The sequence below is a fragment of the Proteus mirabilis ATCC 29906 genome, from assembly GCF_000160755.1.
In the GTDB taxonomy this organism is placed as follows: Bacteria; Pseudomonadota; Gammaproteobacteria; order Enterobacterales; family Enterobacteriaceae; genus Proteus; species Proteus mirabilis.
Genome location: NZ_GG668579.1, coordinates 49146 through 75242 on the forward strand (window position 1 = coordinate 49146; position 26097 = coordinate 75242).

The window sequence follows — 26097 nt, forward strand, 5'->3', positions numbered from 1 at the left end:
ATGAGTAATAATACACAACACCCTTTTGGTCATGACATTACCTTAGATGGATTATTTCAAGACTTCCAGAAATCTAAATCATGGGAAGATAAATATCGTCAATTGATCCAACTTTCAAGAAAATTACCCGCATTACCTGATGAATTAAAAACAACAGAAAACGAAATCAAAGGGTGCGAAAATAGAGTATGGCTAGGTGTTGAGTTAAACAATGACGGCAAATACCATATTTATGGTGATAGTGATGGGCGAATTGTAAAAGGCTTACTGGCGGTTATTTTAACAACAGTTGAGAATAAAACAGCACAAGAAATAGCCAATATCGATATATTAGCTATTTTTGAACAATTAGGATTGGCTAATCAAATTAGTCAATCACGCACTGATGGTGTCAATGCCATTATTGCGCGATTAACGTCGCTGACACAGACATCTCAACCCTAACAAGTCAATGTGTACAGCTTGTTGTATGGTGGATCAATACGCTTAAATGCTCCAAAGTGCAACTAGGTGACTAGTGCGATTGAGCACCATCATCATCGCTACAACTTGAAGTTAAATAGCTAACAGCTAAATACTCTAAATAATTCAAGGTGTAGCTAGGCGACAAGTGAATGAGTCGCTAGGAGCATACATCAGTATGTGACTAGTGCGAATGAATGCGGTCAACAACGCTACAACTTGAAGTATGACGAGTACGTTGCGCCTTAGCTAACATCTTCTTTAATACATGAGAAACGGCAATAAAACCAAAGGAAGCAGTTACCATTGTCACCGCGCCAAAACCCGCTGAGCAGTCCATACGCTTGACACCATCAGCAGTACTTTTGGCCGCACACACCGTACCATCTCCTTGAGGGTAGACTAATTGCTCGGTTGAAAAAACACAATCTATGCCTAATTTACCTTTGCTATTTTTCACAACATTAAAATCAGATTTTAAACGCTCACGTAATTTAGCGGCTAATGGATCTTGAATGGTTTTCGCTAAATCGACGACTTGGATTTGAGTTGGATCAATCTGTCCGCCTGCGCCACCAGTGGTGATAACAGGAATTTTATAGCGACGACAGTAAGCTAATAATGCGGCCTTTGGTCTAACACTATCAATAGCATCAATCACATAATCAAATGAGTTTTGCATCATTTCTGCCACATTATCAACCGTAACAAAATCATCAATACAAGTAACTTTGCATTCAGGATTAATTTGCAAAATTCGCTGCTTCATCACTTCACATTTAGGCTGGCCGACATGCTCTTTTAGCGCATGAATTTGTCGATTGGTATTGGTGACACACACATCATCCATATCAATTAACGTAATAGCGCCGATCCCACTGCGAGCTAAGGCTTCTGCAGCCCAGCTACCAACGCCACCAATGCCGACAACACAAATATGTGCCTGAGAAAAATAATACAGCGCTTGTTGTCCATAAAGACGGCCAATACCAGAAAAGCGTTGCAGATAGGAGTCTGATAATGAATTTTGCATAATGCGATAACAACCTAGATAGCAGAAATAATCATGGCTATTGTTAATCAATAGCCATGGCGTTTGCTCATTTTACCGTTAATATGACAATATAAATAGTCAATCGTTTTACTGTATGGGGTTCAGTAAGGTGGGTTGCGATTTTTTTAATACCCATACACGTCCATAATGATTATAAAAACCCGCCATTTGTCCGGCTTCTTTACCAATACCATGATAAATATCGAAATGATGTCCTTTAATGGCTCCCCCCACATCCAAAGCAACCATTAAACGCATTTGGTATTGTCCAGTAAACTTACCGGTATTATCTAAAATAGGGATTTCCGCTAATAATACGGTTCCTGCGGGGATAATACTTCTATCAGAAGCCACTGACGCTTTAGCAATCAGCGGAATAGCACTTGCCCCTCTTACTGGCGTAAAAGGTTCAGGTTTAAAGAAAACGAAAGAGGGGTTCTGTTCTAATAATTTTCTGACTTCTTGTTCACTATGCTTATCAGCCCACTCTCTAATTGCCAACATTGACATCGCTTCTTTTTCAACTTCACCATTATCAATCAGCACTTTACCAATACTGCGGTAGGGATGACCATTTTTCCCAGCATAACCAAAGAAGGTTAAAGGTTTACCATCACCATAATCGACATAGCCACTGCCTTGCACTTCCATCATAAAGTTATCCATGATGGAGTTACTATAAGCGGCAATTAAAGTGGGACTTAAAGCACCGTTATAGATAGCCGCTCGTGAAGGCAATTTACCACGCACTTTGGCTGGCATGCGGTAGAGCGGATATTTAAAGTCACCTTGTGGCGTTAAACGTGCTTCTAAAACAGGGGTATAATATCCGGTAAATTTTACATTCCCATAATTATCTTCCCCTTCCATTTGAAAGGCTGCGATATTAAATTGACGTAATTGACGCGTATCTGCCCCTGAGCGTAACCAATTTTCCACTGCTTGATAAGTATCTTGATTACTATTGTATAGACGTGAAGATGTTTGATTTATTTGGTTAATTTGTTCAAGGTAATCTGAGCCATTAATGGGCTTGCCTTGCGTATTTGGCGAGTTAACTTCAATAAGATCTTGTTTAAGCTTACCATCTTTATACTGTTGCCCCTGATCTGTTGGACGATGGCAGCCTGTTAAGGCAAGCGCTAATATCCCCAAAAGCAACGATTTTCGCCAAGTAACCATTTTTTACTTATATTCCTACTTTAAAAAGAGTTGATGACAAGAAAGATACCAAAGCCAAATCAAGAAAGATATCGATACAGAAGTGGTTGCGGTTTTTTTAATTATCGGCTTCACCATTTAGTGTGTTATCTAAAGTATAACTGTCTAAAATTACACCTCTGTGTATTATTTCTGACCGTTTTTAAAAGAAAATGGCAAAAATTACATAAAAAACTTGCAAGTTATCAGATCCTGAGTATAGTGCCCCTCTGTGGAGACGCGGGGTGGAGCAGCTTGGTAGCTCGTCGGGCTCATAACCCGAAGGTCGTTGGTTCAAATCCGGCCCCCGCAACCAATTCACAACATACGCAGTAAGTTAAAATTTATAGATTCAGTCGCGGGATGGAGCAGTCTGGTAGCTCGTCGGGCTCATAACCCGAAGGTCGTTGGTTCAAATCCGGCTCCCGCAACCAATTTCTATAAATATTTTCGGACGCGGGGTGGAGCAGCATGGTAGCTCGTCGGGCTCATAACCCGAAGGTCGTTGGTTCAAATCCGGCCCCCGCAACCAATCCTTTCCCTAATTCTATTTTCTACAAATTCCCATTAAATACTCTCTTAATCCCTACTCTATTTACAATAACCAATATACTCCCTGTTACTGAGTTATGATTTAACTTATTGGATAAAAAATAATAAGTTGTTACCTCTAGTAGAAAATAACTATTTATTTCCCACTAGAAGTCTCAAAAATAAGTTGTAGTTGTATAGCGAGATCAGCCTCGATCAGCTAATGTCAGTTCACCACCATTAGCAAAATAGGCTTTAATACCTTTGAAAATAGATTCAGCAACTTGTTGCTGGAATTTAGCCGTTTTGAGCTTTCGCTCTTCTTCAATATTACTAATAAAAGCCGTCTCTACTAAAATAGAAGGGATCTCAGGGGCTTTTAAAACCGCAAATCCGGCTTGATCGACCTTATTTTTATGTAGCTTATTCACGCCACCTAATAATTTTAATACCTCACTACCAAATTTTAGGCTGTCATTAATTGTCGCGGTCTGTACTAAATCAAGCATTGCGTGATCAACATAGCGATCACCACTTCGACTCACCCCACCAATTAAATCCGCTTCATTTTGGGTTTGAGCTAGGTAACGTGCGGTATTACTTGTTGCGCCTGTTTTGGATAGCGCGAAAACCGAAGAGCCTCTAGCCGAGCGATTGGTAAATGCGTCTGCATGAATAGAGACAAAGAGATCAGCCTGCATTTTCCGCGCTTTCGCTACTCGCACTTTTAAGGGGATAAACACATCCTCATTACGCGTCATATAAGCTTTCATTTTGGCATCTTTATCAATCAATGCTCTTAAGCGACGGGCAATTTGTAGTACAACATCTTTCTCACGAGTTTTATATTTCCCCATCGCTCCCGGATCTTCACCACCATGACCGGGGTCAATCATGATAATAATCGGCCTATCTCGTCCTGCTCTTCCGGGCTTACGCGTATCCGTTTGTTCAGGCACAGCTTGTTGTAAATCCCCTTCGTTATATTCACGCAATAGCGCTAATAGCGGATCATCTTCACTCGTCGCCGCATGGCTTGGATAGAAATCGAGCACTAAGCGATTTTTAAATTCAGCAACGGGTTTTAAAGTAAACATTTGTGGCTGAACGGGGGTTTTAATTTCAAACACTAAACGAACCGTAGTTGGGGTATTTTGACCGACACGAATAAGTTTTAAGTAAGGATCGTTTGTTTGCACTTGACTAGCCATACCTTTCAGAACGCTATTCAGTTGGATACCTTCAAGATCAACCACAATTCTATCTGGTGCTGATAACGCAAACTGGCGATATTTCAAGGGTCTACTTGATTCGATAGTCACACGTGTATAAGTCGATGCAGGCCATACCCTGACGGCAACCACTGATGATGTTGCCGCTAAGCCAACAGGACTAACACTTAATAACAATAACGCGCCAATTCCTTTAATAAGACGACGACGTGTTTGATTATGTTCTGAATGACTCATGAAAATATTCCAAAAAAAACGATTAACATCAAAAAGTGCTAAAACAGACGGTCAAAAAATATCTGAACGAAAAACTTTACCGAATCCACACTTCACTGTCACTTAAAAACAGCACAATTACACACTTTTATACAAATATTCTGCCTTCTGTTAAAACAGTAAGATCGGATTTTACTTGCCATTTCCGCTCAAAAAGAATAAAAATACATTAAATGCGAATAAAAATTCACTTGAGAGGGGCTTTATGAAAGAGCGTAGCACCGAATTGGTCGATGGTTTTCGACACTCGGTTCCGTATATCAATGCACATAGAGGTAAAACATTTGTCATTATGCTAGGGGGAGAAGCAATAGCCCATGAGAACTTTCCCTCGATCATTAACGATATTGGTTTATTGCATAGTTTAGGAATACGGTTAGTGGTGGTTTACGGCGCTAGACCACAAATCGACATGGCTCTTGAAGAGCAAAAAATTTCTCCGCTCTATCATAAACACACACGAATTACTGATAGTAAAACCCTTGAAGTAGTTAAACAATCTGCCGGTACCTTACAACTCGATATTACTGCTCGTTTATCAATGAGTTTAAGTAATACGCCCTTGCAAGGAGCGCATATTAATGTGGTTAGCGGTAATTTTGTCATTGCCCAACCTTTAGGTGTCGATGATGGGGTCGATTATTGCCATAGCGGTAAAATTCGCCGTATTGATGAAGAGGCCATTCATCGTCAGTTAGATAACAATGCCATTGTGTTAATTGGCCCTGTTGCCGTCTCTGTTACAGGGGAAAGTTTTAATTTAACCTCTGAAGAGGTCGCAACCCAGCTAGCTATCAAACTTAAAGCACAAAAGCTTATTGGCTTTTGCTCTTCGCAAGGGGTTGTAGATGCAAGTGGCCAGATTGTGTCTGAACTCTTACCTAATCAAGCAGAAGAACGAATTCAAGCATTACAAACTACAGGCGATTATCACTCAGGTACTGTACGTTTTTTACGAGGTGCGGTAACAGCCTGCCGTCGTGGTGTTGAGCGTAGCCATTTATTAAGCTATCAAGCGGATGGTGCCATTGTTCAAGAGTTATTTTCTCGTGACGGTATTGGTACGCAGATTGTGATGGAAAGTGCCGAGAAAGTCCGCCGCGCCAATATTAATGATATTGGTGGCATATTAGAGCTTATTCGTCCATTAGAGCAACAAGGCATTTTAGTACGTCGCTCAAGAGAGCAACTTGAGATGGAAATTGATCAATTCACTATTATTGAGCGCGATAATCTCACCATTGCTTGTGCCGCTCTCTATCCTTATCAGTCTGAAAAAATAGGTGAAATGGCCTGTGTCGCCGTTCATCCTGATTATCGTAGCTCTTGTCGAGGTGAAGTGTTGTTACAACGCATATCAACCCAAGCTAAACAGATGGGGTTAGATAAATTATTTGTGCTCACGACTCGTAGTATTCATTGGTTCCAAGAAAAAGGCTTTACGCCTGCTGAAATCGATAAATTACCTATTGAAAAACAGGCTCTGTATAATTATCAGCGCCGCTCTAAGATCTTAATTTTAGATCTACATAAAGAGTAGTTTTATTAATAAAGTAAAAAAGACAGGCTCCCCCTCTCAAAGCCTGTCTTTTGCTATTCACTATAATTATATTAATTCGTATTAAATTAAAAAATCACTCAGTAACGCAGTTTTTTAACTAATCCACTGCGGCGTTGAATACGTGTTTGGATCGCCATTTTCACCATATATTCAGAAGAATAAAGTGATAGCTTCTGCTTGGCTCGCGTTATCGCCGTATAGAGTAATTCTCGGCTAACAATAGGAGAAAATTGTGTCGGCAACACCAGTGCCGTATGGGTAAATTCCGAACCTTGTGATTTATGTACTGTCATCACATAAGCAGTCTCATGTTGCGGTAAACGACTAGGTTGAATAGCTTTCAATGTGCCATCAGGCAACTGAAAGAAAGCTTTCATTTCCCCTTCATCGTTATTAAGCATAATGCCGATATCACCATTAAATAGCCCCAATGTGCTGTCATTACGCTGGATCATAATTGGTCGCCCAATATACTCCCGCTGATAACTATTTATAGGTCGTCGTATCAAGCGTTGGCGATGTAACAGCATCTCAATACGTTCATTTAGCCCTGTGACACCAAAAGGCCCTTCTCGCAAGGCGCACAATAAACGATATTGATTAAAGCTATGAAGGATAGTCTCTGGTGCTGCTTTTTGCGCGACTAACGATAGATAGTGATGATAAGCCTTAGCAACATCTTGAAGCATCTTCATATAGCTCTCATCGGTGTCTAATGAGATAAATTCGATGTCCTGCGGATCGGTATGTTTTTCTCGCTCAGTGCTCTCTTGTGTTACTGTCGCTTTTTTCAGTAACGTCATAGCACTCTTTACTTGTCCTTGATTAACTGCAAAAGCTAATTGACCAATACCTGAATGTGAGCCAAAACGATAACTTTTACGCAGTAAGCATAGTGAATCACTGACCACCGAAACTGGCGTAGTAGAAGTCGTCATAGAAGCGGGATCTTTCTGTAATTCACCTTGTGTTAAGCGATCAATCTGCTCAAAACGGCGTTGGCTAAACCCCTGATCCGCAAAACGACAAATATCCCCTAAAACAGCTCCCGCCTCTACCGAAGCGAGCTGATCTTTATCTCCCAGAAAAATAACATGGCAATGTTCCGGTAAAGCCTCAATTAAACGCGCCATCATCGGTAAATCCACCATAGAAGCTTCATCTATAACCAAGATATCAAGTTGTAGCGGATTATCGCGATGATAACGAACTTGCTGACTTTCCGGTTGGGCACCTAATAAGCGATGAATGGTTTGCGCTTGATCGGGCATCCATTTTAACTCTTCTTCACTTAGTGCCAATTGCGCTAATGCTTTACCTAATGATTCGGTCAATCTAGCTGCCGCTTTTCCCGTGGGTGCGGCTAGTTGAATAATGGGTTTTTCATTCGCCGTTAGCATGACAAAAGCAGCTAAAATCTTTGCTACTGTCGTGGTCTTTCCTGTCCCTGGGCCACCCGAAATAATCGAAATAGGGCTTGTAATAGCAACCGCTGCGGCGACTTTTTGCCAGTTAGTTTCAGCATGTGTTTTAACGCTTGGGAAAAGTTGATTTAATACGTTTGTTAATTGATTTTCATCGATATCAACCACCCGTTGCTCTTGGCGAAAAAATTGCGCAACTAGCTCTTCATAACGCCACATTCTTTGTAGATAAAGTAATCCGTTATCGAGAATAATAGGTGAAGGTAGATCACTATGGCCTTGATTAACACACTCGCTCTGATTAAGCTCTGCCAGTATTTCTTTCGCTGATGGTTGCGCCATTTTCTGCCAAATGGCTTGTGAAAGCTCGGTGTGTCGTCCATCAAACAATTTATCTTGTTGTATGATATTTAACGGTAAGCAAACATGGCCCGCCCCTGTTTGAGCACTAAGATAGGCAAAAATAAACAGTAGGATAGGATTTTCATCTGCCACCAGCATTTGAGCAAAACGTAAATCTAATGGGCGCAATAGGTTTTGTGCAATTGCTTGTTCTAATAATTTAATCATTTGAATTGTTCTCACCCAGCGCGTTCACTTTACTGCCGTTAACCTCAAGCGCTTCCCCTTTAAATAGCGCATCTAATGCTTCTACAAACTTTTCTTCAGGGAGATAGGTATAGACGCCATTGCCCGGGTAGTCAGCATCAATACCACGTAAGAAGAGATAGCAGATCCCACCAAAATGACGTTGATAATCATAATCAGGTAAGCGTTGTTGTAAAAATCGATGTAGCGCTAAAGTATAGAGTTGATACTGTAAATCATAACGATGATCGCGCATTGCATTGCTCATCGCCTCTTGCGTGTAATCCTCACTCGATTCACCAAGCCAGTTAGATTTATAGTCAACCACATAATACTTACCCTCCCAACAAAATACTAAGTCAATAAAACCTTTTAGCATGCCTTGCACTTGCTGAAAATTGAGGGCTGGACATTGCGCAGATAAAGGATCGTATTGACGGGTTAATGCTGTTAACTGTGCCGCCGACATCTCTTTTTCAATAGGCAGATAGAATTGTAGCTCATCGAGTTGATGCTCCTTGGGAATATCAGCTAAACATAAGCCTTGCGCATTTAATGGGGTGTGAAAAAGGGTTTCCATCCAAGCCACCAACAATGGCGTCCATTTTTCCTCAAAACCTTGGGCAATAAGTTGCTCTTGCATCCAACTTTCATCAATAGGTTGTGAAAAATCAAGCTCTTCAAGCAAGCTATGTAAAAATGTCCCCGCGACTGCACCACGAGGGAAGTGATGAATAGAGAGTTCATCGCTGTGTTGCGCCGTTTTCTCACCTTTAGCATCGGTATCTAAGCCCGGAGCGATAGATTGCACCAAGGCATCCAAATCAGCACTATCAAATAGATATCCACGAGCAGAGTGTTGTGCCGTTAATCCCGAATAACTGGTGATACGCCAATTATCATTAATTTTTCGCTTAAATATGGCGGCATCTAAAGCAATATTCGTTGTGTGTGGAGATTGATATCGATGCGTTGAGGTATCACCTAACGTGATCACTTTTATATTGTCATCAAGCAATTGATTAATGGATTGATGTAATAGCTCACTATTACCCTCTTCCCCATGCTGCAACAGATATCCCAGCGCATTTTTATGCAAATCAGTTAATCCTGACTTACGTTTATTTCCTTTAACCAAAGGCGCAACACCAACATAACAACAAAATTTCGCCCGAGTTAATGCCACATACAACAAGCGTAAATCCTCTGCCAATCGCTCTTCATCAGCAAGACGCACGCTATCAGGTTGATTAAAAATATCTAGTTTTGCGTAAAATTCATCTCTATCATGATAAAGCGCGCCCTTTTGTTCTTGATAATTACAGGCAAAAGGTAGGCAAACAATGGGATATTCCAATCCTTTAGATTTGTGAATGGTACAAATTTGCACTAGATTTTTATCACTTTCCAAACGCATTTGCTGACTTTCCGCTTGTGCATCTGGTCGAGAAATTTGCTGGGCTAACCAACGAATAAGGGCGTGCTCGCTATCAAGCTGTAATGATGTTTCTTGTAGCAACTCACCAATATGCATGATATCGGTTAAACGTCGTTCTCCTGCTTGGCTTGCGAGTAAGTTCTCAGCGATTTGGTTTTCTATCATGACTTTACGTAGCATAGGTAACACACCACGTTTTTGCCACAAGACAAAATAATCAGCGAATTGCTCCACATAGCGGTTCCAACGCTGTTCATCTTGATTAAGTTCATCAATTTGTTGTGCGTTAAATCCAAACAGTGCACTGGCAAGAGAAGCTCTTAACACCCGTTCTTTTTCAGGGGTTACCACTGCTTGTAGTAACCAAAGTAGATCTTTGGCTTCATTGGTTTCAAACACACTTTCTCTATTGGATAAAAATACTGATTGGATAGATAACAGATCTAATGCATCTCGGATCAATAATGCTTCTCGGCGACTACGCACTAGCACCACAATATCGGCAGATGTGACAGCTCTTTTATTATCTTGTTCGATTAACCAAGCTTGTTGATTGTCACCAGCTGATAACCAGTCACGAATTTGCATCGCACATTGCGAGGCCATTAATTGTTCATAATTACCAGTTGAAAGGCTTTCACCTTCAGCTAACCAAAAATTTAATGGGGCAACCGTTTTTTGCTGGTAAATAAACTTCATATGCTGATTTTTTTCAGCCGAATTGACCTCAATAAAAGGAATATGATCAAACAAAAAAGGGGTTTTAGAACGTAAAAACAGTTTATTAACTGCACTTACCATACCCGGAGCCGAGCGCCAGTTAGTATTCAATGTATAGTGGTGATCGGTTTGTTGCCGTGCCCGAATATAGGTAAAGATATCTGCACCACGAAAAGCGTAAATGGCTTGTTTGGGATCACCAATAAATAGCAAACCACTCTCTGTATGCTCACCATAGATAGTATCAAAAATACGATACTGCTGAGGATCGGTATCCTGAAATTCGTCAATCATCGCAACAGGATAACGTTGGCGAATAGCATCTGCTAATGCTTCGCCACCTTCTCGTTGCAATGCCTTATCGAGACGCGTTAACAGATCATCAAATCCCAACTCACCACGACGCATTTTTTCATTTTCTATCCCTTGGCGTATTTCAGGAATGGCATTGGCAATGATCACATCACGTAACGTTAAACTTTGTTGGCAAAGTAGTTCGATTTCCGCAAATAAAGCGTGCTCAGGCGCAGCACCCTTTGTAGTTTTTTCATGTAGGGTTGCTTGCGAAAAACGACTTAAACAGTCAGGTAACTGATAACTTTTGGTTTCGAGTGGAGTGGCCCATGCGGTGATTTCATCGATCCATTTAGGTAAGAAACGACTACTGTAACTGCGTTTATCAACACCAGATGAAGTTATCCAATCTGCAATTTCATTGCAATGATGACGCCATAGTGCTTTAACTTTATCAATGGCCTCAATGACTGCTTGATGACGCTGTTCAACAGTCTCTTTTTTAGCGTCGAAATCAATACCTTGAATTTCGGGGCATTCGCCTTGTAAATAGGGTTGAATTTCATAAAGCAGTTGCTCAGGGCCAGACCAAATTTCGCTTACCGCATAGGCAACATCATAAGAAAGGGGATAACAGTGCCTGCGCCAAAAATCAGCGCAGACACGTTTTTTTAACTCATATTCATCTTGGATCAACACCTGTTCAAACAATACACCAGATTCAAAAGCGTTAGTGGCTAACATGCGCTGACAAAAACCATGAATAGTATAAATAGCGGCTTCATCCATTTGACGCTCAGCTTCTAATAGCCATTGCGCCGCCACCATTTTATTCGGGATTTGATCTAATAATATTTGGTAAGCGTTATTGTCATTTTCTACTTGATGACGGATACAGGCTAGCCTTAACTGATGAATATTTTGACGAATACGGGCGCGTAATTCATCCGTTGCCGCTTCGGTAAAAGTAACGACTAAGATCTCTTCAACACTTAAGGGGCGATGAAATGCTGACTCGCCCCCTAATCCAAGCAGTAATCGTAAATACAATAACCCTATAGTGTACGTTTTCCCTGTTCCCGCAGACGCCTCAATGAGGCGTCTTTGATACAAAGGAAGTGTATAGGGATCTAATACCTGTGCCTGTATCACTTCACTCACTCTTTAATTTCCTCAACAGGTAATGTTTTTTGTAATTCACTCACGGTTGAATAGATTTTCCACTGTTTATTTTGCGCATAATCAGCGTTGTTACCCTCTTTCCCGATTATTTGTGAAACAAACACGAGTCCTGTCGGTTTAATTATCGCTTTTTCATAAAATTCGATTGCTTGTTTTAGCGTTACCTTATTCAGTTGGGCTAAAAACTTCTCACGACCATCATATTTTAAGTTATTACGATAAAAATCATTACGATAAAGAGAAACCTCTTCATAAAATGTTTGCGGTGGTTGTTTTACTTCATCAATAATGGCTTTTTTATATTGATTAAATTCAACTTCACTTAGCTTTTTCAAACGATCATAAGCTTGTTGATAAAATGCATGATAACGCTCATTGAGATAAACTGGTGGTTTAGCATTACTTTGCAGTAAAAAGCCTAAACCGGACTGCTCGCCCATTGAAGCTTGGAAAGCAAAGACCGCATAACCTAATTGCTCTTCTGTTCTGAGTTGTTCAAAGAACCAAGGATGCACGATAGAGGATAATACTGATGTAATCGCTTTTCCTTGTAGACGCTCATAGCCAACAGGGATAAACAATTCCCCTAGCGCATTATCGGTACTTTTAGATTTATTTTGGAATGTAACTTGATTTAATTTATCAAAAACTAATGTGTCGCCAATCCAATATTCTGTTCCTTTATTGCCTAATAATGCTTGTGCCGATTTAACTATCTCACGGCTCTGCTCTGGCGTTAAATTACCGATAATTAATGCTTGAAGCGCTGCATTTTCAATGACATCACGACGATTATCTTTAATATCTTGTAACGTTATCGACTCTAACGCCTTAAGTTTATCGGCTTCTTCATAATAAGGGATCGTATTTAGGCGACGGGCAGGTAACATTGCAGCATCATACGCTTTAAGGTTATGCGTCACTTCCAGTTGTTCACGATACCAAGATTTAGCTTGATCAAGCTCTTGCTGAGTAGCTTCAAACGTTATATAGCTTTTTAGTGTGGCATTTACTAGCTCTGGTAAATGTTGAGTATAACCATTGACTGAGAAATCGACTCCACGCCCAGAAGAAGAGGAGATATTCATGCCGGCAACAGAAGCTTGATAAGCCAATTCACTAGAGGTTAGATCAGCAAGGTAATTGGTCAATGTTTGTATAACTTGCTGTTTAACTGTGCGATCTGCATTTTTGTTCACTAAACTTAACGTCACACTGGCTTTCGGCTCATCAGAAAAATAGTGCGATGGCATATAGAATAACCGAGCATGACTGTCTTGCCATAATAATTGAGGCTTAGTGATGTTACTATCAGCATCAATAAGTGACAGATTATCAGGAATATAAGGGTTTAGTGTCGGCAATGACAATGAGATGTCGCTGGCTAATTCCTGCCATGAAGCTAATTGCTTCGCAGTAATTTTATCCACTTGATAAGGTGCATGAACAAAATAAGCTTGCTTATTTGAAGGCTCATTAGGGCTAATCACCCAAATACGCGCATTTTCTGGTGTAAGCGATCCTAGGCGAGAAAGGATCGCAGAAGGTTGATAGTCATCGGCAATAAAATCTGCATTAAGAATATTTTTAATCGGATAACGCAGCATCATATCGGAGATATCTTCAATATAGTTCATATCTCTGACAATAGAGCCATAGCGAAATGAGAGGTCAAGCACATTGGCTATTTCTTTAAAATAGCGCTCACTGACCCCTTTATTTTGGATCAGTTGAATATAAGAAAAAATCGCTGAAATAACTTTATCTTTCTCAGCAAGGCCTTTGTCTGTTAAAGAAACATAAATGGTAAATGAACCTTGGTTGCGATCGATATAGGATTCAGATGAAGTACTAATATTCTCTGCTAATCCTTGCTCTTGTAGCCAAGTTGCTAGTGTACCCGTGCTACGATTGCTAATAAGGTAGCCAATATATTCATCTGATTTACTGCGAAAATCGGCAAGATTATTATCAATACCAAATTCGATTTGTAAGGTTTTTTGTGGCTGAGCTGGGACTAAGTGGATCATTATCCCTTTTTCTTTTTCTGTCATCGCAGGCACCGTCGTTACTGGTGCTTGGGTGTTTTTATTAGGAATACGGGAAAAAGTATCAGCCGCTAATTTAGCGAGTTCGTCCAGTGATTTATTACTATAAATCACCCCATTCATTAAGTTACCAGAATAGTATGTTTGATAGAATTTCACTAATTCATCTTGTAATTTACTCTCTGGCTTATCACTTAATGTTTCTAAGTTTCCTCCCATAAAACGAGAGCTTGGATGAGCCGGATTCAAAGTTTCGGCTCTCACTTGCCAAAAACGCATTCCATCGCGGGAGCGAGCCATGGTTAATTCCGCATTAACCGCATTACGTTCACGATCAGCATATTTAGGATCAAGTAATGGCTCCGCTAATGCATCTGCCAAACGATCAACTGCTTCATTAATGGCACTATTTTCAACTTCTAAATAAAATGCGGTGCGGTAAGTGGTTGTGCTGGCATTATGAGAGCCACCATTTTTATTTAAAAACTCTGTCAGATCCCCTGATTTTGGGTATTTGGTCGAGCCCATTAACACCATATGTTCTAAATAGTGGGCAAGACCTTGTTGGCTATCTGGATCTTCTAATGCACCGACAGGCAGAGCAACGGCGGTTAATGATTTGACCGCTTTTTTATCTGAAACCAGTAATACGGTCATATCATTAGCTAATTTAATAGCCTGATAATCACGTGGATCACTTTCACTTTTTTCAATGCTATCCGGCAATACTTGCCAAAGTGGATCTGTTGCGAAGCTGTTGATACTGACTAGCATCAATAGCAACATAATCCAAAGTTGCGATAAGTATTTTCTCATCTGATATGAGCTCCCTTATTTTTTTATAAATGGAATGATTGGCTTAAATATGGCTAACGTGGTCTGTTTTACTGCCTCAAGAAAAGGTGCATCAAGCTGATGAAATACACGTTGAATATAGATATCATTCATTTCACCTTCTCGGTTATAGCTATCGGTTAAATATTGCGTTAATACCAATTCTGCCTTGTTTTGTATCTCTTCATCATCAAATAAAAACGTCTGTGTTTTTTTATCGAAGCAAGCTTGTAACCAAGCCCAACCACTGTTGGCGAATAAGGCTAAAGGTGTATTCATCCCTGTTTGATAATCTTGGATCAATCTTTCAAGGGTTGAATACGCAATATCCGCAGACACCGGTGATAGACACCATTGCGACTCTTTTCTACCATAAAAACGGCTTTCGCCAGTTCCACCACTTAAGCAGTACACGAGATGTTCTATCCATAATTGCAGTAGATCATTAGCTGTTAATGTGGCGGGTCGCCAACGGAGTAACCCATCGGCTTGTACTTCATTTAAACGACCAATTAATGGGATCGTATTAAATTGGTATTCTATTGTGACAGAATGGGTTGCTAAACGTTCACTTCTGACTTTTTCGGCTAAAGGTTGCAACGTTTCTATTTGTTGCTCCCAATAAATTTGACCAAACGCACTAGCTGGTAATTTTCCAGCAGCTTTAATGCGTTCATAAAGTGCTTCTGTTGATGTCCCTTCGATTAAGGCTTTTAATAACCATTGGTTTAATAGATAACGTTGTAATGCATTAATGACAAAAGGCTCTTCTTCCGGTAGCTCGGTCTCTTCAATAACAAAATTCGTTTTTAGACTTTGCTGGAAAAAAGCACGTACGGGATGGCGATAAAAGCGTGATAGTTCATCTAAAGAGACTTTCTCAATTTTTTTATTTAATGGCGTTGAAAATGCTTGGTGAGCAGTCCCTTTCCCACTTGCTGCGGGTAACCATTCAGCGGCATAAGAGCGATATAGAGCATCCGTTTTAAAGTTTTCTGGCGCAAAAGGCACTCGACTATGTTGGGTTAATAAGTGGCTGATGATACGCTGCGCACTGTCATCAACATTTAATGATGCATCTTCCCTTAAACGGAAATTTTGCCCAATATAATCTTGTAACTCTTTAATCAATACCGAAGGATTACATTCGCGATCGTCACGAATAGACTTACCAATATAACTGATATAAAGGTATTTTTCTGCTGAGCTTAATGCTTCTAAAAACAGGTAGCGATCATCATCACGACGTTTTCTATCACCTCGACGACGTTTTTCTGCCATTAAATCAAATCCTAATGGCTGAATATTACGTGGGTAGACCCCATCATTCATTCCCAATAAACAGACTGCTTTAAATGGAATTGAACGCATTGGCATTAAGGTGCAAAAATTAAGGCTTCCGGCTAAAAAGCGTTGGCTAATTTTCTCATCATCAAAACGCACTGTAAGTTCATCGCGGATCAGCACTAATGGAATTTCATGTTGATAGTGCGCCTCTAGACCATTTTTTATCACCTTTTGCCACTGTTGTGTGATAAGCGCCAATACCAGCTCTGTCTCTTCATCAGTGTCAAAAAAGGCATCAACAAGCTGTTGACCAATATCAAGCCACTCTTCTAAGTTTCGAGTTTCGCTTAATCGTGTTCGCCATTCACTTAAGGTATATAAAAAATCTGCTAGATGCCCTGCTAACTCAGCGACTAGGCCACTTGATTCATCGTAAGGCAGTACCCCTTGCCACGGCCCTGCCTCACTGTCCATCGCATAACCAAGAAGCATCCTTAATAACCCAAACTCCCACGTATTTTTTCCTGTCACAGGTAATAAAAAGGAGGCCACATTTTCATCATCTAATCCCCAACGTATACCTGACTCTTCAACCCAGCGCCGTAGTAGCTTCAACTCATTTTCAAAAATGGCAAAATGTGCAGCTAAGGCGGGTACTTCAAGTAATGCAAGCACTTGCTCTGCGGTAAAACGGCTTTGAGGTAATTCTAATAAAGTGATAAAAGCTTGTAAGACAGGATGTACTTGGCGAGCTTTTCGGTCTGAAATGGCAAAAGGAATATAACGCTCTGCGGGCGCATTACCAAATACGGCTTGAATATAGGGCGTATAGCTATCAATATCCGCCACCATAACAATAATATCTCGCGGTAATAAATCAGCATCTTGCTCGAGGAGATGCAATAATTGGTCTTGTAATACCTCAACTTCCCGTTGTGGGCTATGGCTAGCATGAAAGGTCAAAGAACGATCATCATTGGCGATGATCCGTTTTTTTTCACTACTTTGGTAATCCTCAAGCGTCTGACCTATTTGTGAAAAATCCTCTAAATCAAGTATATCGGCCTGAAGTTGATGTAATAAATTATCTCTTGGTATATCAACAAAAGCATCTAACACATCGCTATATTCAAGCTCAGAAAGAAAATAGAGATTATCTTTACCTAACTTTCCCCAAGACGCTAATAGTGGATTGCCGACATTTTGCTCCCCTTCTTCATTAAATAGTGTCGATGCATTTTGTTCATCTTTAAACCAAGGTAGTTCATGAAGTTGCTGATAATGTCGAGGCTTTCTACTATTTAGACGAGCGAGGAATTTTGGATCTTGAATATCTCCCCAGTAATAGCGGCAAGGATTAGTAAACAATAAATAGATTTCGGTATGTCTGCCGATTGCTTGCAGTGCTTGCAAATAGACTTGTGGCAATGCTGAAATACCACAAATAAAAATACGCGATGGAAAACAGTGCGCAAGCGCCCCTACTGGCGCATCATTCAAAGTAGAAATAAATTGTTGATAAAGATTAGCACGATGCCATTTAGGTTGCGCAAGATCTTCTGTATAGCGTTGCAGTGCCAACCACAGTGTTTTTTGCCAGTATTGATTGTCACTCAAGCCATCAATTAGTTGATCATTTTCCCATGCCGACAACCAATCGGGACGATAAACCAGATATTGGTCAAAGAGATCCGCCACACGCCCCGCTAGTTGATGTAATTTACGTTTGTCTTCATCATCTTTAAGATAATGTAGCAAGGGTTTAAATGCCGGATCATCAAGGTAATTAGGCAATAATGCCATTAGTTTCCATGTCATGGCATCTTTAGAAAACGCACTTTCTTTAGGTATACCTGATAATACCCGAGTAAACATTTCCCAAATAAAAGTAGCGGGTAATGGATAACGGATATTAGCAGCAATACCCAAACTTTCTGCTAATTGGATTTGTAACCACTGCGACATTCCGGGACTTTGCACTAAAATCACTTCTTGCTCAAAAGGCGATGATAGTGGCCGATTTTGCATAAAATGTACCATCAGTGATTTAAGTAGTGATAATTGATTTGAATGGTAAATATGGAACATCAGATCCTCATTTTATTAATCACATGACCAATGGTATAAGCGTGTCACATAACCTGAATGGTGGGTTATCGATCCCTCTATTTTTTGACAGCCTTCCGCTTCAATAAGTGATTGTGTCATTATTTTAAGGTTATCAACAGAGTTGAATGACATTTGCCCATAAAAAGCAAAAAGAGACGCTCCGGCTTGTTGGATAGCCACTAAGCGCTGAAAATCAACTTTTAAGGCTTGGCTATACCCTATAATAGCGACAAAGCTAATATTAAAGAATAGCAATACTGACACCATATTAATTAGCATACTATCTTCTTTTCTTTCATGATTAATTAAGTATTTATTATCAAATACAGCCTTCTTTAACTAGTGGACAGTAGTCTAGCCAACCATTCGGTTGGGCTTCAATATGCAGTTTTTCCTTACCAACCAGATTAATCCATTGATAATGAGATATCTTATCTCCGCTATGACTTTTAGCCTCTCCGAGTAGTAAAGCGCTTGTCTTTCCTCTCAAAGAGAAACAGCTTTTCATATTAGGCTCAGCAGTAAAAGTACGACATTGCCATTGGTAAAGACGAGAAGGCGATAAATCCCATGTTAAGGTCATTCCCCATGACAACGCAGATCCAGCGAATAAAAAGGTCTGCTTTGCTTGTAACTCTTGCATCACCATTAATTGACATTGACGATAATGATAAGCAAAACTTGTCAGTAACGATAAACTTATCACCATAAAACCTACTGCAGCCATCAGACCGATGACACCCTGTTGCTCCTTTATTGTTCCCTGTGTCGTTATCACGAAATATTCCTTAATAGTATTGATGTTTGATAGTGTACTTTTAGGTTAATATTTTGTTTTGCTTGGAATTTTAATGATAATGATAGATAGTTAAATGCACGTTTTTTTATTGGAGAATAGTGTGTATAGGGAGTTAAGATAAATTCTGTCACCTCAATTTCTTCTTTTTCGAAGATCTGTTGCCATCCTGTTGAATCACAATTTTGCACACCACGACGTTGTTCAAGCTGACCGTTTTTTAATCTAAAACCAAAGTAATCACTCTCTTGTTCTTCTGGACTCTCCCAACGGCCGTTATTGTTCATATCGTAAACAAACAAAACACAAGAGCCATGAGGGTGATAAGGATAATGACCTATTTTAAGTGGTACAGGTAAAGAAGCCTTTTTAACAGTGCAATCACCATTGCAGTACCCTGCTCGCCTTAATTGCGTTTCCAGTAACTGCAAACGCTGTTTTAGATAAATCTCTAAACGATATTGTTGATAAGAAGAAGTTAACTCATTGATAATATAAGGATAAGAACGTCCAATACAAACTAATAAAAGACTACTTATCGTCATCACAAAGAGGCACTCCATCAACATAAAACCCGCAAAATCATGATATTGAATAGACAAAGGACGCTTTAGCATACTGAAAATGCCTTTATTGTCTGACTGCACGCTCGAATACGCCCTAATGAAGAGATAATAATTTTGACCTCTTCATCACCATTTGACAGCACAAAATGCATCGGTCGTAATGTTTGGCGTAAGCCACAAAATGTAAAGCGTGTTGCTGTAGAGCGAATAAGCTGATTGCTTAACCCTAATTGAATACTTTCTTTGGTTGTGGATGTTGTTAACGATTTTGCCTCTAATTTATTGATAGGTGATAGCCACAATACAATTTGCACTTTGCAATTAAAGAGCAGTGAGCGTTGTTGTTGATAAGCTAAAAACGCCATCACTTCTCTTACACTTTGAACTAACTGGCGTTGGCGTAACAACTGATGATATGAGTTCAAAGATAAAGCGCTCAATATTGCTACTATAGCCATAACAATAAGCACCTCGAATAAGCTACTCCCTAAATGTTTAGAATGGGAATAATGATTGCCTGTCATCCATGCCTCCTGCTTGTTTTCCTTGTCATTTTTACTGTTTTATCTCAATAACAATGCAGGCAAAAACCAGATAGGTAAATCAAAGCTCATCAAATTTAAGAGAGGTTACGCAATACGATATTTTTTTAAGTTAATAACAATAAAATGACGATTTTTTGATATTAAAAACCCCCAATAATTGAATTCAACTATTGGGGGTCACTTCAAAGGTTCGGGCTTAGCTGGAGTGCTACATTTCAAATTTTTTTACTGGCTTCGGATCTTTACTTCCATAAATATCTGTTTGGATAGTGACTAGCAGTTCATGAAGAGTAATTTGTAAAAATTCAAGAAAATCTGGGTGAAGGAGAGTTCTATCTACGACAGACACAGGTAAGAATCGCTTCATCTCTCCCTTAAACTTTTCACTCGCAACCAATGCAGGCAAAGACTCAATTCTTGCTTGCAACCATTCCTCAAAATGCTCATTGAGCTTATAATCGGCAACCTTTTTCATTACCAGTTCAGCGTCTGGTTTAACCCCTTTCTGGTGCAACCACACCAAATCCCACATATCTCTATACCGAATACGTGAGGTTGTTGCTGGGAATGAAACCAATTTATCAGCCATGACCTCCGTGAGCTCTTCCACTCTAATAATCAGGTCAGAATAGCCACTAGGAAGCTGCTCATAGTTTTTAACAAGCGTTCGAAGGGTGTTGGTGTATGCAGGAATGTTGGCTATTTCCACTTTGATCTTCTGCTTTGGTAGGTCTTTTTTTCCTGGATTGGTAGTCACTGATATTTGCCACTTATCGACTTTTACATCTGCATAATCAGGTTCTTTTCTTAGCTCTTTTGGCTCTTTAACCACAACCTCCAAGCCATATCGTTCACCAACATATTTCTCAATACACGCTTTAATCTCAAGCAGTTGCGCTGAACAGAAGTCACGACCACCAGCAAAGTCCAGATCTTCACTAAATCTGTTTGATCCATAGCAAAGCCTAAGCGATGTACCGCCCTGAAATGTGATGTGCTTTAAAAGCCCTGTGGCGGAAAGAGCATAAAGAATGTCATAATGTAGCAATTCTTTTTCCACGACAGGCCTGTTCGCGCCGTAATCCTTTTCGATGACAATGCTGTCAACTAGCTCATTAAAATTGACAAAATCAGACATAGTTTAATTCCTCACGTTGGATGAGGTGTGTATTTCTGCCAACCTTCATTAGATCCTTAATGGCAGTCTCCTTTGTTGCAATTCTTAATGGCCCCCTTCCTTCCACCGTAGTATTGAGTATTTCAAGAGGCTTCTTGGCAGTATGGGTAACCTCAATAACGCCCCAAGGCGTTACAAACTCTCCAGACCGGCCTGTGGACATAATCGTAAGTCTGTCGATGGGGATCTGTGAAATTACACCGTACTGAGATAGAGCGGATTCCAAACTAATGTAGTTGTAGTGGCCTCGTCGAATATTTTCGGCCAGACGTTCTAAAGGGTAAGGCCCCAATGAACCTTGAGTATAGATATATACACCTTTTGATGCTCGGCGTAGCACATCATGCGCGATCAGCCGGTCAACTGATTTTTGTAATGTTTTCGGAGACTCATCAGGAAAAAGCATTTTTAAATCTTTGGTGAGGAAGATATTTCTACCTTGCTTACTGAATTTGTTAAAAACATTAATTGCTCTTATTAACTCCATATCAACCTCTACTAAATCACCCCCAACGAGGGGGTATTTTGTATATTTGAGTATAGTACATTACCTTGATATACAAATAAACCCCAATAAAGGGGGTGTTTTGTATATCAAAAACCCCCAATAATTGAATTCAACTATTGGGGGTTATTAAGTGTTAAACCAAATCAGTGAGTTAAACTACACCGTGAACGGGTATTTTATCGCCTCGTGACACTGATAACCTTCAACACTAAAGTCATCTGTCGTGACCCAAGTTTCTATATCATCTAATGTCTTAATGTTTGGATTAATATGTAGCTTAGGTAATGGCAATGGCTCTCTTTTTAGTTGAACATCACGCATCAGAGGTAATTGGTTCTCATAAATGTGAGCATTAACTATCTTATGGAATGCTTTACCTGGTTTATGCCCTGTGATTTGAGCCACCAGCGCTAATAATACAAAGCATTGAATTTGATTAAAATTCAACCCTAATGGGACATCACAGCTACGTTGATATGAGGTTAAATAAAGCCTGTCACCGAGCAATGAAAAAGTATGTGTATGCATGCATGGACGTAAACACCCTAACGCTGTTTCTCCGGGATTATAAAAAGTGACTATCTCACCACGATCGTCAATACCGTTAGTTAAGTTATCTACCACTTTACGTAATTGATCAAAGTGCGAGCCATCAGGGCGTTGCCATTGGCGTCCTTGAACACCATAGACTCGGCCCATATCATCTTCACCCTTACGATGCGGATTATTTAACCATGCGCTATTTTCATTAGCATTCGCGTTCCACGTATTACAGCCAATAGCACGAAATTGTGCTGCATTATCATAACCACGTAAGTACCCTAATAGTTCTGCAATCGCGGCTTTGTAAAAACTTTTACGCGTTGTTATGAGTGGAAATTGGTTATTGGCAACATCATATTCCAGATCGGCATTTATCACCGTTAAACAACGGGTTCCTGTCCGTTTATTATCAATCCATTCACCTTCATCGATAATGCGTTGACACAATGCCAGATACTGCTTCATGTAGTCTCTCTTTTTGGTTAGCTAATAATAGTTAGTGTGTTGTTGGCGTCTGTGGAGTGGCTTTATCGCGACGATACGCCCACACCATAAAGATAATGCCTAATATTATCATTGGAATGGAAAGAATTTGCCCCATGCTGATACCGCTAAATAAACCTAATTGCGCATCAGGTTGGCGGAAGAATTCAACAATAATACGGAAAGCACCATAACCAATTAAGAATAACCCCGATACACTGCCCATAGGACGATTTTTGCGCACAAAGATATTCAGAATAATAAATAATACCACGCCTTCTAGGAACATTTCATAGAGTTGCGATGGGTGGCGAGGCAATACGCCGTATTGCTGAATGATAGGTAATAGTGTAGTGGGATCTTGCGCGACAAGCTGTAGATCTTCTGCACGGGAGCCTGGGAATAAAATCGCCCACGGGGTATCTAAGGTGACTCTCCCCCAAAGCTCTCCATTAATAAAGTTACCAATACGTCCTAAACCTAAACCAAATGGAATTAATGGAGCAACAAAGTCTGCGACTTGAAAAAAGTGACGTTTAGTGCGACGAGCAAACCAAATCATGGCGCAGATCACCCCAATTAAGCCACCGTGGAAGGACATTCCGCCATCCCAGACTTTAAATAGGTAAAGTGGATTGTCTAAAAATACCGGTAAGTTATAGAATAAAACATATCCTAGACGCCCACCAATAAACACGCCCACAAACCCTACATAAAGTAATGTTTCGACTTCACTTTTTTGCCAACCACTGTTAGGTTTTGCCGCTCTGCGGTTTGCTAGCCATAATGCAAACACAAATCCAATCAAATACATCATGCCGTACCAGTGCAAAGATACTGGCCCGATAGAAAACATAACTGGATCGATTTCTGGAAATTTAAGGTAGTTTATACTCATTCTTCCCTACTTCACTTTATTAATGATTTTCTATCTATGGGTCGATATGGATAACCCCTTAGACAAAAAGTTTATACGAAGGCCTATCAGATACCTCCGCGAATTAATCCACCTAATCCTTGTCTTTCCATAAAATCAGCAGACAATTTTTTTATCTCTATTGCCGTTTCAGCTTTCAACACCTGTTGCATAAAAGGCTGTAAGATAGCAGGATCTAGATGGCGCAATAAGTATTTTACCCTAGGTAAACTACGGCCACTCATGCTTAACTGACGAAAACCTAGCCCTATTAGTAGCAATGCCCCCATCGGCGTACCCGCCATTTCACCACAAACACTGACTGGTAACTGATAACGTTGGCATTCTAAAGCAATAATATTAAGCGAACGCAGTAATGCAGGATGCAAATTATCATAGAGCAGTGCTACATGGGTATTATTACGATCGACTGCAAGTAAATATTGCGTTAAATCATTGGTACCAATCGAGATAAAATCTACTCGATGTGCTAATTGCGGTAACATAAAGACCAATGAGGGGACTTCAAGCATGATCCCCACAGGTGGTAGAATGCATTCGCATTTCATTTCTCGGCTAACTTCAGCACATGCTCTTAGTAACAATGCTTTCGCTTCTTCAATTTCATCAATACTTGTCACCATCGGCAACAATATTTTCAAATTTTTAAATTCAAGATTAGCTTTTAACATCGCTCGTAGTTGGATCAGAAATATTTCTGGCTGATCAAGTAATATTCTGATCCCCCGCCACCCTAAACAAGGGTTCTCCTCATTTATCGGCATATAAGGAAGCTGTTTATCTGCACCTATATCTAAAGCACGTAGTACGACGGGTTTATTGGGAAAAAATGATAAGATTTCACGATAACGGTTTTTTTGTTCATCTTCGGAAGGAAAACCGCTTTGTAACATAAAAGGGATTTCTGTGCGATAAAGACCGACACCATCTATGCCAACGCTAATACGTTGTTCATATTTAATGCTTAGCCCTGCATTTAATTGCACACTGATGGATTCACCATTTTTTAATACCGCTTGCTGTTCAAGCTGCTCTTCAGCAAGTTGACTCAATACTCTTTCTTCATCAATAATTTGCCGATATTCCTGCATGATAAAGGGTTCTGGTTCAATAAAAATCTCACCACGATAACCATCAAGAATCAGCATTCGGTTGTGAAGTAGCTCCGGTTGAATATCTGCCCCCATAATGGCAGGGATCCCCATTGCTCGAACTAAAATCGCTGAGTGTGAATGAGTCGCACCATCACGAACTATCACCCCTGCCAGTTGTTGTTCTGGCAACTCAGCCAATAGATTGGCACTAAGCTCATCCGCCACAAGAATAAAGCGATCTGGCCATGTATTTGTCGTACTGAGATCATCATCTAAATGAAATAGTAAGCGCTGACCTAATGCTTTTAAATCTGAAGCTCGTTCTCGCATATAACTATCTTTAAGACTTGAGAACTGTGCAGAAAACTTCTCTATCACCACTTTTACTGCCCACTCAGCAACATAGCCTTGTTGTATAACCCCAGTCATTTTTTGTCTTAATTGGGGATCGTTAAGTAAATGCGAATAGAGATCGAAAATAGCCGCACTCTCTTTTTGTAAATTCGCCATAAAGCGCTTACTAAAACGGCGACACTCTGATGTTGCATCTTCTAAGGCGACCGTTAATCGGTTTAATTCACTTTTTATATCCAGTGCGCTGGCTTTAAAAACATGATCTAAGGTTGGCTGAGACATCTCTTGCCAACCATATGCCATCACTACCCCCGTAGAAACGGATAGGGCTTTAATACGGCTTTGACGATATTGTCCAAATAATCCTTTCGTTTGCACTTGCGACAATATCGCCCCTAATTGGGTGGCTAGTGTCACCATAAAAGACTCTTCGCTTTCATTAAATAAGCGTCGCTCTTTTTGCTGAACCACCAGCACCCCAAGTAACTGACGACGATAGACAATGGGCACGCCGAGAAAAGCGCGCAGATCATCCTCTTTTACTTGTGGCAGATAGGTAAAATTAGGATGTTCACGAATATCAGCCAGATTAATCAGCTCAGAAAGACGTCCTACTTCACCCACCACCCCCTCATCAAATGAGAGGCTGACGGCACGTCCTTTCGGCTTTTTCAATCCTTTTGTGGCCATTAAATAGAAACAGCGATGGGGAATATCGGCAAGATAAATAGAACACACATCCGTGTGCATAGCTTGACACGTTTCTTTCACTAATAGTTCAAGTGCTTCTGGCAGACTCGCTGCCATAGCCACTTTTTCTACAATTTCCCGCAAACGTGTCAGCATAGTGTTAT

18 protein-coding genes and 3 tRNA genes are annotated in these 26097 nt (G+C 40.2%); 5 read left to right on the top strand and 16 right to left on the bottom strand.

Annotation, left to right across the window (positions count from 1 at the left end; translation table 11 throughout):
• Positions 1–444: a cysteine desulfurase sulfur acceptor subunit CsdE gene (gene csdE / locus HMPREF0693_RS11235; protein ID WP_004245500.1), complete on the top strand. Its 444-nt coding sequence runs from the start codon at positions 1–3 to the stop codon at positions 442–444.
• 202 nt (positions 445–646) lie between these two features.
• Here csdE and tcdA read toward each other — a convergent pair whose 3' ends face one another.
• Both tcdA and mltA read right to left on the bottom strand, forming a co-directional pair.
• The gene (gene tcdA, locus HMPREF0693_RS11240; protein WP_004245501.1) at positions 647–1495 is read right to left on the bottom strand and encodes a tRNA cyclic N6-threonylcarbamoyladenosine(37) synthase TcdA; all 849 of its coding nucleotides are present in this window, start codon (positions 1493–1495) and stop codon (positions 647–649) included.
• A gap of 108 nt (positions 1496–1603) precedes the next feature.
• Positions 1604–2698: a murein transglycosylase A gene (gene mltA / locus HMPREF0693_RS11245; protein WP_004245504.1), complete on the bottom strand. Its 1095-nt coding sequence runs from the start codon at positions 2696–2698 to the stop codon at positions 1604–1606.
• A gap of 257 nt (positions 2699–2955) precedes the next feature.
• Between mltA and HMPREF0693_RS11250 the strand changes: the two genes are divergently transcribed.
• From HMPREF0693_RS11250 to HMPREF0693_RS11260, 3 genes are all read left to right on the top strand, one after another.
• Positions 2956–3032 (top strand) — tRNA-Met (locus tag HMPREF0693_RS11250).
• Positions 3033–3073: 41 nt separating this feature from the next.
• Positions 3074–3150 (top strand) — tRNA-Met (locus HMPREF0693_RS11255).
• 21 nt (positions 3151–3171) lie between these two features.
• A tRNA-Met gene (locus HMPREF0693_RS11260) sits at positions 3172–3248 on the top strand.
• A 205-nt stretch (positions 3249–3453) separates the two neighbouring features.
• Here HMPREF0693_RS11260 and amiC read toward each other — a convergent pair.
• Positions 3454–4716, bottom strand: coding sequence for an N-acetylmuramoyl-L-alanine amidase AmiC (amiC, locus tag HMPREF0693_RS11265; RefSeq protein ID WP_004245505.1), 1263 nt, complete (start codon positions 4714–4716; stop codon positions 3454–3456).
• Positions 4717–4960: 244 nt separating this feature from the next.
• On the opposite strand from amiC, the gene argA reads away from it, so the two are divergent.
• On the top strand, positions 4961–6295 hold the full coding sequence (argA, locus tag HMPREF0693_RS11270) for an amino-acid N-acetyltransferase (RefSeq protein ID WP_036895561.1): 1335 nt from the start codon (positions 4961–4963) through the stop codon (positions 6293–6295).
• A gap of 98 nt (positions 6296–6393) precedes the next feature.
• On the opposite strand, the gene recD is transcribed toward argA, so the two are convergent.
• The 13 genes from recD to ptsP all read right to left on the bottom strand — a co-directional run bounded on the left by recD (position 6394) and on the right by ptsP (position 26089).
• Complete coding sequence (recD, locus tag HMPREF0693_RS11275) at positions 6394–8310, bottom strand: exodeoxyribonuclease V subunit alpha (RefSeq protein ID WP_004245508.1); 1917 nt, start codon at positions 8308–8310, stop codon at positions 6394–6396.
• Positions 8303–11941 carry an exodeoxyribonuclease V subunit beta gene (gene recB, locus HMPREF0693_RS11280; RefSeq protein WP_004245511.1) on the bottom strand — a complete coding sequence of 1213 codons (3639 nt, stop codon included), beginning with the start codon at positions 11939–11941 and terminating at the stop codon, positions 8303–8305. The genes recD and recB overlap by 8 nt, the downstream gene beginning before the upstream one ends.
• On the bottom strand, positions 11938–14826 hold the full coding sequence (ptrA, locus tag HMPREF0693_RS11285) for a pitrilysin (RefSeq protein ID WP_004245512.1): 2889 nt from the start codon (positions 14824–14826) through the stop codon (positions 11938–11940). Before ptrA ends, recB begins: the two co-directional genes overlap by 4 nt.
• Positions 14827–14841: 15 nt before the next feature.
• The gene (recC, locus tag HMPREF0693_RS11290; RefSeq protein WP_004245513.1) at positions 14842–18219 is read right to left on the bottom strand and encodes an exodeoxyribonuclease V subunit gamma; all 3378 of its coding nucleotides are present in this window, start codon (positions 18217–18219) and stop codon (positions 14842–14844) included.
• 15 nt (positions 18220–18234) lie between these two features.
• Positions 18235–18519, bottom strand: a complete 285-nt coding sequence (locus HMPREF0693_RS11295) for a hypothetical protein (protein WP_004245514.1) — start codon at positions 18517–18519, stop codon at positions 18235–18237.
• A gap of 40 nt (positions 18520–18559) precedes the next feature.
• The gene (locus tag HMPREF0693_RS11300; RefSeq protein WP_004245516.1) at positions 18560–19018 is read right to left on the bottom strand and encodes a DUF2509 family protein; all 459 of its coding nucleotides are present in this window, start codon (positions 19016–19018) and stop codon (positions 18560–18562) included.
• Entirely contained in the window at positions 19015–19653 is a 639-nt protein-coding gene (locus tag HMPREF0693_RS11305; RefSeq protein WP_004245517.1) for a prepilin peptidase-dependent protein, read from the bottom strand. The genes HMPREF0693_RS11300 and HMPREF0693_RS11305 overlap by 4 nt, the downstream gene beginning before the upstream one ends.
• Positions 19647–20126 carry a prepilin-type N-terminal cleavage/methylation domain-containing protein gene (locus HMPREF0693_RS11310; protein WP_036932437.1) on the bottom strand — a complete coding sequence of 160 codons (480 nt, stop codon included), beginning with the start codon at positions 20124–20126 and terminating at the stop codon, positions 19647–19649. The genes HMPREF0693_RS11305 and HMPREF0693_RS11310 overlap by 7 nt, the downstream gene beginning before the upstream one ends.
• Before the next feature lie 229 nt (positions 20127–20355).
• Complete coding sequence (locus HMPREF0693_RS11315; RefSeq protein WP_004245519.1) at positions 20356–21285, bottom strand: nucleotidyl transferase AbiEii/AbiGii toxin family protein; 930 nt, start codon at positions 21283–21285, stop codon at positions 20356–20358.
• On the bottom strand, positions 21278–21811 hold the full coding sequence (gene abiEi / locus HMPREF0693_RS11320; protein WP_004245520.1) for a type IV toxin-antitoxin system AbiEi family antitoxin: 534 nt from the start codon (positions 21809–21811) through the stop codon (positions 21278–21280). Before abiEi ends, HMPREF0693_RS11315 begins: the two co-directional genes overlap by 8 nt.
• A gap of 177 nt (positions 21812–21988) precedes the next feature.
• Entirely contained in the window at positions 21989–22840 is an 852-nt protein-coding gene (locus HMPREF0693_RS11325; RefSeq protein ID WP_004245521.1) for a thymidylate synthase, read from the bottom strand.
• Between the two features lie 31 nt (positions 22841–22871).
• On the bottom strand, positions 22872–23756 hold the full coding sequence (gene lgt / locus HMPREF0693_RS11330) for a prolipoprotein diacylglyceryl transferase (RefSeq protein WP_004245522.1): 885 nt from the start codon (positions 23754–23756) through the stop codon (positions 22872–22874).
• Between the two features lie 86 nt (positions 23757–23842).
• The gene (gene ptsP / locus HMPREF0693_RS11335; protein ID WP_004245523.1) at positions 23843–26089 is read right to left on the bottom strand and encodes a phosphoenolpyruvate--protein phosphotransferase; all 2247 of its coding nucleotides are present in this window, start codon (positions 26087–26089) and stop codon (positions 23843–23845) included.
• Positions 26090–26097 lie beyond the last annotated feature (8 nt).

Coding starts and splice junctions, on each gene's coding strand:
- tcdA (WP_004245501.1), bottom strand. CDS start 1,495: ATGCAAAATTCATTATCAGACTCCTATCTGCAACGCTTTTCTGGTATT.
- abiEi (WP_004245520.1), bottom strand. CDS start 21,811: ATGGAGTTAATAAGAGCAATTAATGTTTTTAACAAATTCAGTAAGCAA.
- HMPREF0693_RS11325 (WP_004245521.1), bottom strand. CDS start 22,840: ATGAAGCAGTATCTGGCATTGTGTCAACGCATTATCGATGAAGGTGAA.
- HMPREF0693_RS11305 (WP_004245517.1), bottom strand. CDS start 19,653: ATGCTAAAGCGTCCTTTGTCTATTCAATATCATGATTTTGCGGGTTTT.
- argA (WP_036895561.1), top strand. CDS start 4,961: ATGAAAGAGCGTAGCACCGAATTGGTCGATGGTTTTCGACACTCGGTT.
- amiC (WP_004245505.1), bottom strand. CDS start 4,716: ATGAGTCATTCAGAACATAATCAAACACGTCGTCGTCTTATTAAAGGA.
- recC (WP_004245513.1), bottom strand. CDS start 18,219: ATGTTCCATATTTACCATTCAAATCAATTATCACTACTTAAATCACTG.
- mltA (WP_004245504.1), bottom strand. CDS start 2,698: ATGGTTACTTGGCGAAAATCGTTGCTTTTGGGGATATTAGCGCTTGCC.
- lgt (WP_004245522.1), bottom strand. CDS start 23,756: ATGAGTATAAACTACCTTAAATTTCCAGAAATCGATCCAGTTATGTTT.
- ptrA (WP_004245512.1), bottom strand. CDS start 14,826: ATGAGAAAATACTTATCGCAACTTTGGATTATGTTGCTATTGATGCTA.
- HMPREF0693_RS11315 (WP_004245519.1), bottom strand. CDS start 21,285: ATGTCTGATTTTGTCAATTTTAATGAGCTAGTTGACAGCATTGTCATC.
- ptsP (WP_004245523.1), bottom strand. CDS start 26,089: ATGCTGACACGTTTGCGGGAAATTGTAGAAAAAGTGGCTATGGCAGCG.
- HMPREF0693_RS11295 (WP_004245514.1), bottom strand. CDS start 18,519: ATGCTAATTAATATGGTGTCAGTATTGCTATTCTTTAATATTAGCTTT.
- csdE (WP_004245500.1), top strand. CDS start 1: ATGAGTAATAATACACAACACCCTTTTGGTCATGACATTACCTTAGAT.
- HMPREF0693_RS11310 (WP_036932437.1), bottom strand. CDS start 20,126: ATGACAGGCAATCATTATTCCCATTCTAAACATTTAGGGAGTAGCTTA.
- recD (WP_004245508.1), bottom strand. CDS start 8,310: ATGATTAAATTATTAGAACAAGCAATTGCACAAAACCTATTGCGCCCA.